15 protein-coding genes are annotated in these 17193 nt (G+C 50.1%); 7 read left to right on the top strand and 8 right to left on the bottom strand.

Annotated features, from left to right (window positions below; all coding sequences use genetic code 11):
* Nucleotides 1-55 precede the first annotated feature (55 nt).
* Nucleotides 56-1378 (top strand): DUF3370 domain-containing protein, encoded by a 1323-nt coding sequence (locus AACQ84_RS11790; protein ID WP_012307940.1) that lies wholly within the window; start codon nt 56-58, stop codon nt 1376-1378.
* A gap of 57 nt (nt 1379-1435) precedes the next feature.
* Here the strand turns inward: AACQ84_RS11790 and AACQ84_RS11795 are convergent, their stop codons facing one another.
* The 5 genes from AACQ84_RS11795 to def all read right to left on the bottom strand — a co-directional run bounded on the left by AACQ84_RS11795 (nt 1436) and on the right by def (nt 5541).
* The gene (locus AACQ84_RS11795) at nt 1436-2854 is read right to left on the bottom strand and encodes a ferredoxin:protochlorophyllide reductase (ATP-dependent) subunit N (protein ID WP_012307941.1); all 1419 of its coding nucleotides are present in this window, start codon (nt 2852-2854) and stop codon (nt 1436-1438) included.
* A 117-nt stretch (nt 2855-2971) separates the two neighbouring features.
* A complete protein-coding gene (locus AACQ84_RS11800; RefSeq protein WP_012307942.1) occupies nt 2972-3325 on the bottom strand; it encodes a DUF5331 domain-containing protein in 354 nt (117 codons plus the stop codon).
* A gap of 183 nt (nt 3326-3508) precedes the next feature.
* Nucleotides 3509-4375 (bottom strand): ferredoxin:protochlorophyllide reductase (ATP-dependent) iron-sulfur ATP-binding protein, encoded by an 867-nt coding sequence (bchL, locus tag AACQ84_RS11805; protein WP_012307943.1) that lies wholly within the window; start codon nt 4373-4375, stop codon nt 3509-3511.
* A 472-nt stretch (nt 4376-4847) separates the two neighbouring features.
* Entirely contained in the window at nt 4848-4970 is a 123-nt protein-coding gene (locus AACQ84_RS11810) for a hypothetical protein (RefSeq protein WP_254903497.1), read from the bottom strand.
* Nucleotides 4971-4977: 7 nt separating this feature from the next.
* Nucleotides 4978-5541 carry a peptide deformylase gene (def, locus tag AACQ84_RS11815; RefSeq protein ID WP_012307944.1) on the bottom strand — a complete coding sequence of 188 codons (564 nt, stop codon included), beginning with the start codon at nt 5539-5541 and terminating at the stop codon, nt 4978-4980.
* A gap of 72 nt (nt 5542-5613) precedes the next feature.
* Between def and AACQ84_RS11820 the strand changes: the two genes are divergently transcribed.
* Both AACQ84_RS11820 and AACQ84_RS11825 read left to right on the top strand, forming a co-directional pair.
* Nucleotides 5614-6018, top strand: coding sequence for a DUF4332 domain-containing protein (locus AACQ84_RS11820; RefSeq protein ID WP_012307945.1), 405 nt, complete (start codon nt 5614-5616; stop codon nt 6016-6018).
* A gap of 379 nt (nt 6019-6397) precedes the next feature.
* Nucleotides 6398-7372: a CHAD domain-containing protein gene (locus AACQ84_RS11825; protein ID WP_041443612.1), complete on the top strand. Its 975-nt coding sequence runs from the start codon at nt 6398-6400 to the stop codon at nt 7370-7372.
* Here AACQ84_RS11825 and AACQ84_RS11830 read toward each other — a convergent pair.
* The gene (locus AACQ84_RS11830) at nt 7335-8168 is read right to left on the bottom strand and encodes a DUF3598 family protein (protein WP_012307947.1); all 834 of its coding nucleotides are present in this window, start codon (nt 8166-8168) and stop codon (nt 7335-7337) included. The two genes, AACQ84_RS11825 and AACQ84_RS11830, sit on opposite strands and share 38 nt — an antisense overlap.
* Before the next feature lie 443 nt (nt 8169-8611).
* Here AACQ84_RS11830 and AACQ84_RS11835 point away from each other — a divergent pair, with 443 nt between their 5' ends.
* Complete coding sequence (locus AACQ84_RS11835) at nt 8612-9988, top strand: choice-of-anchor I domain-containing protein (RefSeq protein ID WP_143589409.1); 1377 nt, start codon at nt 8612-8614, stop codon at nt 9986-9988.
* A gap of 112 nt (nt 9989-10100) precedes the next feature.
* Here AACQ84_RS11835 and clpB read toward each other — a convergent pair whose 3' ends face one another.
* A complete protein-coding gene (clpB, locus tag AACQ84_RS11840; RefSeq protein WP_012307949.1) occupies nt 10101-12695 on the bottom strand; it encodes an ATP-dependent chaperone ClpB in 2595 nt (864 codons plus the stop codon).
* Nucleotides 12696-12900: 205 nt separating this feature from the next.
* Entirely contained in the window at nt 12901-13986 is a 1086-nt protein-coding gene (gene leuB / locus AACQ84_RS11845) for a 3-isopropylmalate dehydrogenase (protein WP_012307950.1), read from the bottom strand.
* A 36-nt stretch (nt 13987-14022) separates the two neighbouring features.
* On the opposite strand from leuB, the gene AACQ84_RS11850 reads away from it, so the two are divergent.
* From AACQ84_RS11850 to AACQ84_RS11860, 3 genes are read left to right on the top strand one after another with little or no spacing between them, the layout of a single operon-like run.
* Entirely contained in the window at nt 14023-14292 is a 270-nt protein-coding gene (locus tag AACQ84_RS11850) for a hypothetical protein (protein ID WP_198158652.1), read from the top strand.
* Between the two features lie 6 nt (nt 14293-14298).
* Nucleotides 14299-15531: an NAD(P)/FAD-dependent oxidoreductase gene (locus AACQ84_RS11855; protein ID WP_012307951.1), complete on the top strand. Its 1233-nt coding sequence runs from the start codon at nt 14299-14301 to the stop codon at nt 15529-15531.
* A 30-nt stretch (nt 15532-15561) separates the two neighbouring features.
* Nucleotides 15562-17046 carry a TldD/PmbA family protein gene (locus AACQ84_RS11860; protein ID WP_012307952.1) on the top strand — a complete coding sequence of 495 codons (1485 nt, stop codon included), beginning with the start codon at nt 15562-15564 and terminating at the stop codon, nt 17044-17046.
* Nucleotides 17047-17193 lie beyond the last annotated feature (147 nt).

A 17193-nucleotide genomic window follows, 5' to 3' on the forward strand; every position in this document is an offset into this window, starting at 1 on the left:
CCCAAAAAGCGAAAAAACTCAATACAATGGGCGGCAATGTGTGTGGAATGTTGGTATGTTTTTTCCCTTCTTTGTTGCCCAAGCGCCGCCCCCAGTTGAAATTGTGCGTCCCCAGGAAGTACGGGTTTTACCGGGACAGCTAGACCAAACCCCTGTGTTTAATAGCAACAGCCCAGAAAAGGTGTTGGGGGAAGGGATTCTACTGTCCACATTTCCGGCCACTGGCAAAACCCATCCAGATGCCCACCTCGATTTTGCCTTTTCGGGACGCTTTGATCTGTTTGCCCACCACGTCGCCCAGGGTTCTCCGGAGGATCTACGCAGCCTACATATTGGGGCGATCGCCTACAATCCGAGTGATCAACCTGTTACCCTTTATTTTCTGAATGGGGCTAGTTATTTAAGTCAACCGGATGCCCCTTTTATTGCCCTTGATCCCCAAGTGCCGAATCCGAGGGGAAATGTCTACGCCGGGCCGGGCAGCCGGGTAATGGATAATCTGCTGCGTCGCCGTCTCCAGGAACAGTTCCCGAAGCAGTTGACCATCGCCCCCCAGAACTACCAGATGATTTTTGATCTGCCGATTCCGGTGCGGGAATTGGAGCCTCCCCTCAATGGTCGCTCGACCTATTTGGAACTAACGAGCACTGGCCCCGTTTATGTGGCAAGTTTAGCCCTCTTTGAAAAGCCCGATGGCCAAGGTGATTTCCGGCCTCCTACCCTGGCAGAATGGCAAGCACTCTTAGAAACCGGGGAACTCTCTAGCCCGCGCGATCGCGAACCTACAGTGCCCGGTGCCCCAGGGGGATTAATCTATGGTCGGGTGGCTGGCGTTTCTGAAGGCAGCACTTGGAAAACCCAAATTTATGACAGTCCCACCTGGGATCTCACCATTCCTGCCCCAGGGGAAGCCTTTTCCTATGGCATCAGCACCCTCGTCGGCGGCACCCATAGCACGGGCCAAATCCAAACGGCAGAAATGTTGCGCCGCTATCCGGATACCGCCTATGCTGCCCACGGCAACTATGGGGTGCTCTATGATTTGACGCTGCCCCTCCACAATCCCACTGGGGCAACCCAAACCGTGGCGATCGCCCTTGAAACGCCCATTAAACAAGATGCTACGGATGAAGCATTGCGCTTTTTTGAGCCCCTGCCGACGGCGACCTTTTTCCGGGGGCCAGTGCGGGTCAACTACAAAGATGATACGGGCCGTTTGCGTACCGACTATTTCCACCTGGTGCAAAAGCGCGGCCAAGCTGGGGAACCCCTCGTCACCCTGGAAATGCCCCCAGGCGATCGCCGTTTGGTGAATATCCAACTGCGCTATCCTCCTGATGCGACGCCACCTCAAGTTTTAACCGTTAAAACCCAATAAAAAAAGAACCATCGTCTTGATGATTCTCTTTGTTGAGCACTCAAATTGTGGTGTTATTCAGGTGAGCACTTCTTCGCGGACTAACTTATCCCAGCCCAAATCCTTGAGGTTTGTATTACGGCGTAGGGGGCGCGTGACCAGTTCGAGAATATCCCGCGCATTGGTAAAACCGTGAATCTGGGCAAAGGTAAATTCCACTGACCACTTCGTATTGATCCCGCGCGCTTCCAAGGGATTCGCATGGGCCATCCCCGTAATCACCAAATCTGGTTGCAGAGCATTAATCCGCTGAATTTGGTTGTAATTGTCGGGTTTTTCAACAATTTTGGGGATCGGCGTTCCCATTTCTTGGCAGGTGCGGGCGAGGAAATCCAGTTCTGCTTTTTGGTAACGCTTGTCCATGTAGGGAATGCCAATTTCAGCGACGGTCATACCACAGCGAATTAGGAACCGAGCAAGGGAAATTTCGAGTAAGTTGTCCCCCATAAAAAAGACCGATTTGCCGCGAATGAGCTGGAGATAGTCTTCTAAACTCTCCCAGATTTGTGCTTCCCGTTCTGCCAAGCCCTGGGGTTCGATCTCCAACACGGAGCAAATTTTCTCAACCCAGGCTCTGGTACCGTCGGGGCCAATGGGGAAAGGAGCACCCACGAGCTTACATTTGCGACGACGCATCAGGGTAGTGGCAGTGCGGCTGAGAAATGGATTCACTCCCGCCACGTAATAGCCTTCTTGCACAACGGGTAATTCTGTATAGAGCTTGGTGGGGAGCCAACCAGAGACTTTAACGCCCTGCTTCTTCAGTTCGTGTTCTAGGTTTGCCGCCACGGGATCGGGTAAAGAGCCAAACAAAATTAAGGGATGATGCTCTTTTTGTTCTGTGGCCACAGGGGGCGCTTCTTCTTTTTTCTTGAGGCCCAAATTCAAAAGTTTTTGGAAGCGAGTGGCGGCAGCGGCATCTTCTTCTTTTTCTTTTGCTGGGGCCGGGGGTTCGCTGGGACAACGGTTCGCCATTGCTGCGAGGACGGTATCTTCACCTTGGGTGAAAGCATAATCTAGGCCATTGGCACGGGCAACCACGATGGGAATGCCGATTTCTTCTTCGAGGCGCGGCGAAAAGCCTTCGAGATCCATTTTGATAATCTCGGTGGTGCAGGTACCGATAAAGACAATCACGCTGGGATTGCGATCGCGTTTAATTTGTAGACAGAGCCGTTTGAGTTCGTCGTAATCGTTGAGTTGGGCAGAAATATCACCTTCTTCGAGTTCGGCCATGGCGTAGCGGGGTTCGGCGAAGATCATCACGCCCATGGCATTTTGCAAGAAGTAGCCGCAGGTTTTGGTGCCGATGACTAGGAAAAAGCTATCTTCAATTTTCTGATAAAGCCAAGCGACACAACTAATCGGACAAAAGGTGTGGTAATTGCCTGTTTCGCAATCAAAGGTTAAGTTCGGGGTTTCTTGAGCAACGGTCATAAAAATTTTCCTAAATAGATTTGCAAATAGCTTTGGCAATGGTGAATTAGAAATGGGGTGACACGATTGTTGCTCAGGGGATGCCCCCCAAAGAAATGAAGGGCAAACGGTGAGAAATTATTCGGTGGGTAAAACGGTTGGGCTTGGGGGCGTAATCATTGGCTTTGCTGCCGCTCCTTTTTCCTCTAGGTTTCGGAGTTCCAAGAGTGGGTCAAAGTTTAGCCCTAAAACATCAACAATCGTGTCAAAATTCGCTTCAACTAAAGAAAACAAATAAAGACTTTCGGCGAGGCGGGGTTCCTTGGCGCTGATGGCACCGAGAATCACGGAACCTTGGGGGCGGCGGCCACCGTCGGGGGTCGCCACAGATTCGCCGCGATCCATCAGGATATTTAGCCAGTCTTGGTTATTTTCAAAATAATCTAGCCATTTGGTTTTGATGCTGGGTTTAATTTGCTCGAAAAAGCTCACAATACTTACTCTCCTCGTAAATCCACTGCAAGGGTTGTTTGACATTGGCGATCGCCTTTTTTGATCATTAGTGCCGTTTAGGGCGATCGCCTCTATTTTGAAGCAAAATTTAACCCATGAGGACGATCCAGGTGAACGATTGTCGGATCAGCGATTTCGAGACCAAGCCCAGCATCCTCTGGCCTAGACCATCATCAGATCCAGCTCATCCTCCTGGGTCTTTTCGACGGGCGGATTGAGATAATAATCCGAGAGCAAACTAAACAATTCCCGATCCGAAGCTTCGCTGGGCACAACTCCCTCTGGAGCCGCTAATACTTGATCAGCAATATTGAGATAAAAATCACAGACATAATCCAACATCGAGTCCCCTTCTGCCATCTCAAAGAGGGTCTTTCCCTTCACCCGCGACACCCGGATATCTTCGATCAGGGGCAACACTTCCAGCACAGGCATCGGCACATGGCTTACATATTTTTCGATCAAATCCCGCTTCGAGGTGCGGTTCCCAATTAAACCAGCCAGCCGGAGGGGGTGCGTCCGGGCTTTTTCTCGCACAGAAGCCGCAATGCGATTCGCCGCAAACAATGCATCAAAGCCATTGTCCGTCACGATCAAACAGTAGTCTGCATAATTGAGTGGTGCCGCAAAGCCCCCACAGACCACATCTCCCAACACATCAAACAAAATTACATCGTATTCATCGAAGGCATTGAGTTCTTTGAGGAGTTTGACCGTTTCCCCGACCACATAACCACCGCAGCCAGCCCCAGCCGGCGGCCCGCCTGCTTCCACGCAATCAACGCCGCCATAGCCTTTGTAAATAACATCCTCCGGCCAAATGTCTTCGTAGTGAAAATCTTTTTCCTGGAGAGTATCGATGATCGTCGGGATCAAAAAGCCCGTCAAGGTAAAGGTGCTGTCATGCTTGGGGTCACAGCCAATTTGGAGAACCTTTTTACCGCGTTTGGCGAGGGCGACGGAAATATTACAACTGGTGGTAGATTTGCCGATGCCACCTTTGCCGTAAACCGCGAGGGTCATTGTCATGGGATTGCGTGCTCCTAAAAAATTCCGTTAGCTGCATTATTGGCAATCCTTGGGGGAATGGAAAGGTGCGACTGTTTGGGATTTAGCGTTCAAACAGACCTAAAGAGACTTAGAGTTTTTATAAAACTTTTAAAAGCCTAAAAATCACTCAAAACTGCGATAAAAACTTTTTAGATTCTATTTATATCTTTGTTTTATATAAATAAAGACAATAAACAAAAAATGGATTTACAAATAAACCTGAGTATAAATACGGGGTCTGTCCAAAAAGGCGATCGCCAAATCTGATGCCCCCACACAATCCCCGCAGTAGGTGAATCGCCCTCCATAGACGAAAGCCAGCTTCTGTTTTTTGTGAAATCTGAGATTCAAAACAATGTTTGTGGCAACGATCCTTCTGGACTACCCCAGGCATTTGCTAACGAAACGTAAATTTTTCGCTGTTTGATACAAAACGCAACCTTGCCAAATATTAGGCAATAAAAAAGACGACCACCTCATAGGGCAGAACGTCTATTTCACTGGACGGCGATCGCCTCACACAAACGTCGTAGAGTACTACGTTGCCGTCATGTTGAAACGTGGAAAAGGTCAAAAAAAATTTAGGCGATGCGCTGTACCGATTTCAGGGCAAATCCCCGTTGTTTTAATTGGCTACTGAGGGCAATTTCATTTTCGACGCGATCGACGAACATCACCCCATCGAGATGGTCAATTTCATGCTGAATCACCCGGGACAACAGGCCAGAAGCTTTGATACGTTTGGGTTTACCTTGTTCATCTCGGTAACTTACTTCAATTTCATCGGGGCGAATGACATCTAAGTGAACCCCAGGAATGCTGAGACAGCCTTCCTCAAAGGGACAAAGCTGTTGTCCAAATTTTTTGATTTCAGGGTTGATTAAAACCAGTGGTGCATTGGCAGGATTTTCTGGATCGGTATCAATGACGATTAAACGCTTATTAACACCAACTTGGGGCGCAGCCAGACCGATTCCCTGGGAAGAATACATGGTTTGCAGCATTTCCTTCGCCAGGGTGCGGATTTCGTCATCTACTTTGGCGATGCGTTTTGCTTTTTGGCGTAGCACTTTGTCGCCGAGGTAATGGAGTTCTAAGGGAGGAGTATCTTGCTTTCCTTTTTCGACAGATATACCAACAGTCATAAATTTTCTAAAGTTTTAGGGTAACGACAATTTTTCTTGATATCATGTGCTTCCATTTTAACAAGGATTCCTATGGCTTCCTGTAATTGGCGGATTGCGGAGTTACCCGGCCTGAGCAAAGAACAACAGACCCAACTCGCCGCCCAAGGGATTCGCACCACCCATCAGCTTTTGTTAGCTACTCGCACATCCCAGGCAAAACAACAGTTAGCCCGTCGCCTCAAAATTCATCCCAATTACGTTTTGAAATGGGTGGCCCTGGCGGATCTGGCGAGAGTACCGAGTATTGGCACACAATATTGCGGCCTAGTATTGCACAGTGGCGTGGCATCGGTAAATCAGCTCGCCCAAACACCCTTTTCGCGACTCCACCAAAATATTATGAAGTTACAGGTGGCGAACCTCCAGCGTAAGGATCTGGCGCCGCCCCTGGGGTTGGTCAAGCAATGGGTGACAGAAGCACGACAGTTCCTTTAGACATTGGACTAGGGCTTTGCTCTGGGAGGGAAAACACTGTAACCCAGAATCATTAAGCCTTGTGTGTTCTTAATCGGGTTTTAACGACAAAGGGTTGAAATCCCCGCCCCTTGGGGCGTAATTAATGCTCTATAATCATAAATCATATCGTTGACACGGCAACGGATAGCGAAAACCAAGCTAAACACATACAAAGTATTTTTTGTAACCGTGATTTTTGTCCTCGGGAACCGGGGAGTCCGCCTATCGCCAGAATATAAGACTCGCTATTCCTCGGAATAGAAAGCTGTTCTTTGGGTAGGAAGCCCCGCTGCTTGCGGCGGGGTAGTTCACAATTGCACCTCTTAAGATCGAAGTGGTGAGATTGATTTGGGCATAAATGATGCAGCCACCCCAAACACAAAGTTTTGGCAATTGGGCACATAAGGCGATCGCCAAGCATTACAAAAAAATCCTCAGCCACGAAGCGGGGGTTTTAGCCGACCGTGATCCGGAAGAATTGCACCAAATGCGGGTGGGGATGCGGCGCTTGCGGAGTGTGTTGTTGGGGTTTGCCCCTGCCCTGGTTTTACCGGAAGCTCTGACCCCGAAACAGGTGGGCCGTTATGGTCGGGTTCTGGGGAAGTTGCGGGATGTGGATGTGATAACCCTGACTTTTCGGGAGCGGTATCTGCCCCAACTGCCGACCGTTGAAGTCACAATTCTCGAAATTGCCCTCAAAAAATTAGCCAAGCGTCGTCAAAAACAACTCACTAAGGTGCGGAAATTTCTCAACTCAGCCCGTTATGGGGAATTCAAAGGGGCAACCCAGGCTTGGTTAGATCAACCCCAATATCAGGCGATCGCCTCGGTGGATATTCAACTGATCTTGCCGGATTTACTCTTGCCCCAACTCAGCGAACTGTTGCTCCATCCCGGTTGGTGGGTCGGTTACAGTCCGAAGAAGCTTTCCAAAAAACAATTAGAAACGCTTTTTGCGACCGACAGCCCAATTCTCCATGACCTCCGCAAGGCCGCCAAGCGATCGCGCTACACCATGGAAATTTTTGCGCCTTTTTATGGTGAGAATTATGCCAATCAGCTCCAGGCCATCAAAAAAGTCCAAACCCTAATCGGTTTACTCCAGGATGATGCAGTGCTGCAAGCATTTCTAGAAAAAACCCTCGGTAAAACGTTCGATCAGGAGTTGCCTACCCTCTGTCAAATTTTCCACGATAATCGCCACCAAACTTGGCACCAGTGGACAAAACTCCAGCACCAATTTCTCGACGCCGAATACCGCTATCAACTACACCAAACTCTCTGCCAACCGCAGCCTAGGCCACCCGTCGCTCAAAAATCAACGTCGAACTAACCCATTCACCCCGGTCATTGTAATTGCGCATGATCCGTTGTCGTTCGTTGTCGCTGACGAGCCAACCTGCTTCCACAAAAAAAGCTTGCCGCTGGGCCAATTGGGGCGGCACATTCATCGAAGCCCCATCGGGTAATAGCACCAGATTGCGGGGCGTACTGCCTTCCGTGAAGCGAATCGTCTTGCCTTGGATCTGTCCTTTAGAGGCGATGGTTTGGTGTTCTAATTCGAGGGTCTGGTGGAGATAATCGCCTTCTTTGCTGAGGGTTAAGCGGCTCTGGTGCACCTTGGGGGGATCGAGATCGGGGGTGTAAACGTAGTATTCCGCTTCCCAGGTACCCAAAAGTTGTTCCACAGTCAGTGGTGGTCGTTCCTGGGCATTGCTTCCCTCACGAAATTCTCGGATAAAGACCAATTTATTGAAGGTAAAGGCATCGCCATACATTTGCACCATCCGCATCCGGCGATCGCCTTTGATAAATCCATATTCGGCGATGAACGATGAGATGGACGAGAGACACATGGAACCTTTCGAGAAAGACCCCGTATCGAAAAACATCGTGTGCCGCCCCAATCCGGTAAATTCCTGGGACATATTGCTGGTGGGTTCGCTGTCATAGCCGCCATTCTCAAAGCGCCGCAGGGTAAACAGCACCTTATCCCGGTTCCCGTCGATGAGTGATAGGGTCAAAATAGAGGGGACTTCCGTGGTGATCTCGCCATCTAGATTGACCCCCGCAAAGGAACCGCGCCAGTTCCCCAGATTTTTTAGAAAATTTTCCCACTGACTGGCCATCGTTATGTTTCCCTGACTAAACTGCACGGTCTTCTATTGTGCCGGAGAAAGAAAAGGGAAAGCAACTCCATCATGGATCCATGCGGGAAGGTCAAGGTTAACAATGCTTCAGCATGGCTCTAATCCCTTCGCTTAATGTAAGACATTATCTTCTTGATTTAATTACTTTTAGTTGCACCTTAGCTAAAAAATATTTGACTAAAAAACAATAATAAAATCACAAAAAATAGTCTTTACAAAATCTAAAATTAAACTTTGCTTAGTTTCTTTTTAACTCAAGCAATTCTCTTTCCATTGTATCGTTGGGGTCGTGGTATTAATCAAATAAATATTAGGTAATGAACTTAAATAGTGGTGTGAAAAGCTTAGTGGCATCAATGGTGAAGCCCAAGCTAAAAGCTAGTTTCAAGTTAGCTCTCTTATCGACTCTTGCCGGCCTTCCATTGGGCACGCTAATCTTTCCGCCCCAAGCGATCGCCCAAAACGCAACTATTCGAGGTGAAGTTGTTTTCACATTAACGGATCTCGCCGGCGCAGAAATGCTCGCTGTCACAAAAGATGGTCGCCACGCCCTTGTGGTCGGCGCAAAAACAGCGACCTTAGTGGCGATCGAAGATAATGCCTTAACCGTCGAAGGGACTTGGACCCTAACGGATGAATTTTTGCCCGCAGGTTCTGCGGACGCTGAACTCACTGGAGTTTCCATTAGCCCAGACGGGGCCTTCGCACTCATCGGGGTCAAAGACGCAGATGACGCAAATCTGGATACCTTTGACGAAATGCCAGGCAAGGTCGTGGCCCTCTCTCTCCCCGATCTAGAACCCCTTGGGCACGTAACTGTAGGTCGCGGCCCAGACTCCGTGGCGATCGCCCCGAATGGTCAGTTTGCTGCCGTCGCCAATGAAGATGAAGAAAACGAAGAAGATCTGACGAACCTAGAAAACGGCGCTGGAACCGTTTCGATCATTGATCTCCGACGTGGCCCCAATCGCATGACCCAGGTCGAGGTGCCCATTCCCCCCGACAATATTCCCTTTTTCCCCCACGACCCACAGCCTGAGACGGTTCGCATCGCGGCTGATAGCTCTTTTATTGTCGCCACACTACAAGAAAATAATGCTGTCGCTCGCATTGAAATTCCCTCTCCTTTGCCCAAACGTCTAACCCCTGATATCTTTTCGGTGCAAAACTTTGATGTCGGCGTTCGTACGGGTTTCGGTTTAGTTCAAGATAAAGTTGGAGAAGGAAGCTGTCGTTCTGGCAGCTATGACCTATCCCTCAGACAAGAATTCACCTCTGCCCGTGAACCCGATGGCATTGCCATTACCCCAGATGGTCGCTACTTTGTCACCGCCGATGAAGATAATTTGACCAATGTCAATAACCAGTCCTACGAAGGAATTCTCTTAAGTCCCCATGGTACCCGCAGTATTAGTGTCTTTGACGCAACCACGGGTGAACTTTTGGGAGATAGCGGCAATTCCATCGAAGAAAGCATCATCGCCCTCGGCTTGCCCCAGCGCTGTAACAGCAAAGGCCCAGAACCTGAGGTTGTTTCCGTTGGTGTTGTAAATGGTCGTACCCTAGCATTCGTGGCGATCGAGCGTTCAGATGCGATCACAATCCATGACATTTCCAACCCTAGAAATGTTCAGCTGCTCGATACTGTCGTTCTCAACCCTGATGTTGTTCGGGCCAATCAAGAGGCTGGGTTTGAGCCAGAAGGGATTGAATTTATTCCTGCAACGAATCAAGTGATTGTCTCCAACCCAGAAGGCAACGCCATGAGCTTGGTAAACATCAATGTGATGCCACGCTAGGCTTTTTCTTGCGTTGAGTTGACATAAATAAATATTTAGAAACTCAAGACCCTGTGTTAGCTTCTAAGCCTCTAACACAGGGTTTGTTGATGAAGATGAATTTCAAAGGCGTTTAAATACGAAAAGTCAAACGTTCATCTTTCACATCGACTGTAATGGCACTGCCTGCTTTAAATTCACCCTTGAGGATCCCTTTGGCGATCGCCGTTTCGACATATTTCTGGACGGCCCGCTTGAGGGGTCTCGCACCATAGACCGGGTTATAACCCACCTCAGCAATGAAATCATAGGCTTCTGGGGTGAGTTGAATGCTGATCTTCTGTTCCGCGAGGCGTTCGGCGAGGCGATTCACCTGAAGTTGAACAATAGAACGCAGTTGATCTTTTTGTAGACCATGGAAAATAATCAGTTCATCGATGCGGTTGAGAAATTCCGGCCGGAAGTTCGCATTCATCGCCTCCATTACCCGATTGCGCATTTCCTCGTAACGGGCATCATCCCCGGCAATATCGAGAATAAATTGGGAACCGATATTACTGGTCATGATGATCACCGTGTTTTTAAAGTCCACTGTCCGCCCCTGGGAATCGGTCAAACGGCCATCATCCAGGATTTGCAGCATCACATTAAACACATCGGCGTGGGCCTTTTCAATTTCATCAAAGAGAATCACCGAGTAGGGACGGCGGCGAATTGCTTCCGTTAACTGGCCCCCTTCTTCATAGCCCACATAGCCTGGAGGCGCTCCCATTAAACGGGAAACGGCGTGTTTCTCCATGTATTCGGACATATCGATCCGCACGAGGGCTTCTTCGGTATCAAAGAGAAATTGGGCGAGGGCTTTGGCGAGTTCTGTTTTCCCGACCCCCGTCGGCCCCAGGAAAATAAAGCTCGCCGTAGGACGGTTGGGATCGGCGAGTCCGGCGCGCGATCGCTGGATCGCTTCGGCAACGGCGGTAACGGCTTCTTCTTGGCCGACAACCCGACGGTGGAGTTCTGCTTCGAGGTGGAGCAGCTTTTCTTTTTCCGATTCGATTAATTTACTAATCGGGATACCTGTCCATTTTGAAATGATTTCAGCGATATCCGACTCGATCACTTCTTCCCGTAGCAGAGATTCTCCAGTTACCTGTTGGGCCGCGAGATTGCTCTCGATATCTTTGATTTTTTGTTGCAGTTCCGTCAACTTCCCGTAGCGCAACTCTGCCGCCTTATTGAGGTCATAATTGCGTTCGGCCTGTTGAATTTCTAGGTTGGTTTTATCGATTTCCTCCTTAAGAAAGCGAATTTTGTCGATAAATTCTTTTTCCGATTGCCACTGGGCGTTGAGTTGGGACTGCTCTTCCTTAAAATTGGCCAGTTCTTTTTCCAGCTTGGCGAGTCGCTCAAGGGAAACTTCATCTTTTTCCTTTTGGATGGAGAGTTTTTCCATTTCCAACTGGAGAATTTTCCGGTCAATTTCATCCAGTTCTTCTGGCTTGGAGGTGATCTCCATCTTCAGTTTGGCGGCGGCTTCGTCCACCAGATCAATGGCCTTGTCCGGTAAAAAGCGATCGCTAATGTAACGGTTGGAGAGCATCGCGGCAGCAACGAGGGCTGTATCGGCGATTTTGACCCCGTGGTGCACTTCGTAGCGTTCCTTCAGACCCCGCAGAATCGAGATGGTATCGACCACATTGGGTTCGTTGACCATCACCGACTGGAAGCGCCGTTCTAGGGCCGCATCTTTTTCGATGTATTTACGGTATTCATCGAGGGTCGTCGCGCCAATACAACGCAGTTCACCCCGGGCGAGCATGGGTTTAAGCAGGTTCCCGGCATCCATTGCCCCCTGGGTCGCCCCAGCGCCGACAACGGTGTGGATTTCGTCAATAAAGAGAATGATCTGCCCTTCGGAATCGGTGACTTCTTTTAAAACAGCTTTGAGGCGTTCTTCAAATTCACCACGATATTTTGCCCCAGCAATGAGCGACCCCATATCCAAGGCGATTAGGGTGCGATCTTTTAGGGATTCGGGGACATCACGGTTAACGATCCGCTGGGCTAATCCTTCGGCGATCGCCGTTTTCCCGACCCCTGGTTCCCCGATCAAAACCGGATTATTTTTCGTGCGGCGGGAGAGAATTTGAATCGTGCGGCGAATTTCATCATCGCGACCAATGACCGGGTCTAGTTTGCCGTTGCGGGCGAGACTCGTTAAATCACGGCCATATTTTTCTAAGGATTCGTATTTCCCTTCCGGGTTTTGGTCGGTCACCTTTTGATTACCTCGAATTTGCGTAATGATCGTCTTTAATTTATTTTCTGTGAGGTCAAATTCTTTGTAGAGATTTTTGCCAAAACGGTCATCTTTGGCATAGCTCAAGATTAAATGTTCAACGGAAATAAAGTCATCCCCAAAGGATTTTCGGTGTTGATCGGCGCGGTCTAAAAGGAGGTCTAAACTCCGGCCTAAATAAACCGATTCGCTCGGTTGGGATATTTTCGGTTGCTGGGCAATAAAGGTTGCGGTGCGGTCTCGCAATGTTGAGAGGGGAATCTCCGCTTTGGTAAAAATACTTTTCGCGAGGCCGTCTTGCTCTAACAGTGCCTGTAGCAGATGTTCAGATTCGATCTGCTGCTGCTGATTTTGTTTGGCAATGTCCGGCGTTTGGGCGATCGCCTGCCAGGCTTTTTCGGTAAATTGATTCGGGTTAGTGGGTTGCATAGGACAGAACAATAAATATTAAGATAAAGTCCCATCGCTTCTCCGAAAAGAAACCCTAGAACTTACCCATTTATTGTATTTTTGTCTGGAGAATTTGACAGTAGGGGAATCCGTCTCGAAAAGTTCAGGTTCCCCATGGCCAAAAGGTGTTTTCAAAAAAATAGCCCGCCGAATTTTTTACCCGCATCAACCTCCAAGGTGAGACCTAAGCATTGAGGGCCGCCAAGAGTTTTTCGCCCATGCCTTTACAGCCCAGGAGAGTCATGCCCTCGGACATGATGTCGCCGGTGCGGAAGCCTTGATCGAGTACCGTTTGTACCGCTTGTTCGATTTTGGCTGCTGCTTCTGGTTGGTCAAAAGAATAGCGCAACATCATCGCCGCACTGAGCACCATCGCCAGAGGATTCGCCTTATCCTGGCCAGCAATATCTGGCGCAGACCCATGGACGGGCTCGTAAACCCCAGGGCCATCCGCCCCCAAACTAGCCGAGGGCAACATCCCGATACTCCCCGTAAGCATGGCGGCCGCATCGGAAAGAATGTCCCCAAATAAATTCCCCGTGACAATGGTGTCAAACTGTTTGGGAGCGCGGATAAGCTGCATGGCGGCATTATCAACGTAGAGATGGGACAGTTCCACATCGGGATAATTTTCGGCCATTAGATTCAGGCGATCGCGCCACAGTTGGGACACATCGAGGACATTCGCCTTATCCACAGAACAGAGACGTTTACCCCGTTTTTGGGCAATGTCAAAGGCGACTTTCGCAATGCGATCCACTTCCGATTCGTCATAGACCATGGTGTTAAAGCCCCGTTTCTCGCCCGTTTCTAAAGTGACGCTGCCTTTGGGCTTCCCGAAATAAATACCGCCAGTAAGTTCCCGCACCACCATAATGTCTACCCCTTCGACCACGTCCCGCTTCAGGGTAGACGCATCAATCAATTGAGGCAAAATCGTGGCCGGACGCAAATTTGCAAACAGACCCAGGCCCGCCCGCAAACCCAATAGACCCGTTTCTGGCCGTTGCGCCCGGGGAAGGTTATCCCATTTGTAGCCGCCAATGGCCGCAAACAATACCGCATCACTGGCTTTACAAGCATCTAGGGTCGCTTGGGGGAGGGGTTCCCCAGTGGCATCAATGGCTGCGCCCCCCATCAAAGCTTCGGTAAAAACAAACTCTAGATCAAATTGTTGGCCAATGGTTTTTAAAACGTCCACTGCCACGGCCAAAATCTCGGGGCCAATGCCATCGCCAGGGAGGAGGGTGATCCGGTATTGCTGGGTCATAGGAGGGTGTTGATCTAGATATTTTTGCAACTGTTTATGATAGCGGGTTTTGGGCGGCCCCAAGGGGCAAATGTTAAACTAGAGACGTTATTTGACCCGGTGTGTCGCCCTGTGAATCGCTCCAATTCTTCCGGTGTTCTCTACCTCTTTATTACTTGTCTCGTCTGCTTTTTGTTGCTCTGGATTTTGCGAGGGTTTGGGGTGCCGCCCTTTACGCTACTGCCGGGGGGCATCATCAATATCATGTTGCTCCTGACGCTCCTTTCTGGGATCCTCTATGGGCTGGAGTGGACAAAGAATTACTAACAAACCATGGCAAGATTAATCGTCGTTGGGGGCGGTGCGGCGGGTTTTTTTGGGGCGATCGCCGCTGCCCGGACGAACCCAAAGTTAGAGGTGATTATCCTCGAAGCGGGTAAAACATTTTTGAGCAAAGTGAAAATCTCTGGGGGCGGCCGCTGTAATGTTACCCACCATTGCTTTGATCCCGTGGAATTAGTCAAGGCCTATCCGAGGGGCCAGCGGGAATTACGGGGGGCCTTCAGTCAGTTTCAACCCCAGGACATGATTGCTTGGCTCAAGGCCGAAGGGGTCAAGCTCAAAACCGAAGTCGACGGACGAATGTTCCCGGTGACAGACGATTCCGAAACGATTATCCGGGCTTTTCTCGCAGCAGCAACCCAGGCAAAAATCCAATGTCGCACCGGGGCTGTTGTGCAAAGCATTATTCAAGATGAAACAGGACAATTTCAGGTGAATCTCAAGGGGGGCGATCGCCTTTTGGCTGATTTCATTTTGTTGGCGACGGGAAGTCATCCTTCCGGGCATCGATTGGCCGCCACCTTGGGCCACAAGATTATTCCGCCGCAACCATCGTTATTTACGTTCCAGATTAATGATCCCCGTCTTCAGGGTTTAGCGGGAGTGAGTGTGTCTGAGGCGACCGTCAGCATCAAGTTAGATAAAAAGAAAAAGCTCGAACAAATGGGGCCACTGCTGATTACCCATTGGGGCCTCAGTGGGCCAGCGGTTTTAAAACTCTCGGCTTGGGGGGCGCGCACGTTAGCCGAACACCGCTACACAATGTCCCTCACGGTGAATTGGCTCCCCGACATTAATCCAGAAACCCTCCGTCAAGACATCCAAACTTTTAAGACCCAACATCCCAAAAAGAAAATTACGACCCTTGCTCCAGTAGACCTTCCCAAGCGTCTATGGCAAAGTTTGACCCAAGCTGCGGGGATCAGCCCCGATCAAAATTGGGCGGATCTCGCGAAAAAACAACTGAATATCCTCTGTCAAGAATTAACCCAGGGCCAATACAACATCCAAGGGAAGGGCGTTTTCAAAGAAGAATTTGTCACCTGCGGCGGTGTTTCCCTCAAGGAAGTGAACTTCAAAACCCTCGAAAGTCGCCGTTGTCCTGGCCTCTTTTTCGCCGGGGAAGTGCTCGACATCGATGGGATTACGGGGGGCTTCAATTTCCAGAGTGCTTGGACGACCAGTTGGCTCGCGGGTCAGGCGATCGCCCAAAATATTCATTAAGATCACAACAACCTCATTCTTTTTTAAACCATGGTTCAAGCCGCGCCTCACCCCCAACATGTGACGTTTAGCGACCTCGCCCAGGCCGCCATTCAGCTAATCCGAAACCAGGGTTGTGAGTACGGCGAAATTCGTCTTTGTACCTATCGCAAGCAGCGACTCTGGGCCCAGGATCGTTCCCTCAAACGCCTCAGTGATAATGTGAGCGCTGGTTTTGGGGTGCGAGTCCTATGGCAGGGGGCCTGGGGATTTGCCGCGAGTCACCGGCGGACGACCGCAGAAATTGTGCGCGTTGTGCAGTTGGCCATTGATATTGCTAAAGGCAGTCGCCTCAGCCAACGGGAACCAATTCGCTTGGTGCCAGTGCCAGCCTACCGCGATCGCTACGAAACGCCGATTCAAATTGATCCCTTTGCGGTATCCCTCACGGAAAAGACAAACCTCCTCCTCGATTTAACGGATCGGTTCTTAGGCCATGATCCCCAGATTAAAAAAGCCTATGCCTATTTGAGCTTTACCCAAGAAGATAAAATTTTTGCATCGACGGAAGGGTCGTTAATTGAACAACGGCTCTATCGCAGTGGCGCCGGGATGGGTTGTACGGCGGTGGCCAATGGAGACGCCCAGGGTCGCAAATATGAGCGATCGCCTTTGAACCTCGGCTACGAACACATCGAACCGGAAACCCTCCGGAACAATGTCGCGCGCGTCGCCCAGGAAGCCATCGAAAAAGTCCACGCCCCCGAAGCCCCCAGCGGTGAAACCACCTTGATCCTCAAGCCGAGTCATCTCTGGTTGCCGATCCATGAATCTGTCGGCCATCCCACGGAGCTAGACCGGGTCTATGGCTATGAGGCAAATTTTGCCGGGACGAGCTTCGCCACCACCAATCATCTAAACCAGTTGCAATACGCAGCTCCTTGGGTCAATTTCAAGGCTGACCGCACCCAACCCGGTGGCCGCAGCACGGCTGGCTATGATGACGAAGGGGTCAAGGCCCAGGAATGGTACGTGGTTAAAGATGGTATTTTGACGGATTATCTCACCGACCGGGAAACCGCCCATCGCCTTGGCCGCCCGGAGAGTAATGGCTGTGCCTTTGCCGATAGTTGGGCCAGTGTTCCCATGGTGCGGATTCCGAATCTCGGCCTCGAACCAGGGGAACCAGGGGGCGATCGCACGGCAACCCTCGCGGCAATGATCGCCGATACCAAAGATGGTTATCTCATCGACGGGGATGATACTTTTTCCATTGACCAGCAACGGCGGAATTTCCAGTTTGGCGGCAATGGCGTCTGGCGGATTAAAAATGGCCAGCTTCAAGGCATGGTCAAAAATCTTACCTACCAGAGCATGACCACAGAATTTTGGAATAAAGTCGAGGCGATCGCCCCGGCCTCAGAATTAGAACAGCGCGGCACTGATATGTGCGGTAAAGGAGAACCAATGCAGATTGCCCAAATGACCCACGCCTGCGTCCCCATCCGGGTGGGGAACATCACCATTGGTCGTTAAGCCGACGAAATTACGCCGGATGTCGTGGGTAAACGATCAAGGTCAGCCCACGCTTTAGCTTACTTTTGTCAAGGAATTTCGACATCCGCCTTTGATTTTAGGTATTTATGCGGGGAAACAACACCTGCTAAGATTTGTAAAATATGA

This window comes from Picosynechococcus sp. PCC 7002 (assembly GCF_963860125.1).
In the GTDB taxonomy this organism is placed as follows: domain Bacteria; phylum Cyanobacteriota; class Cyanobacteriia; order Cyanobacteriales; family MRBY01; genus MRBY01.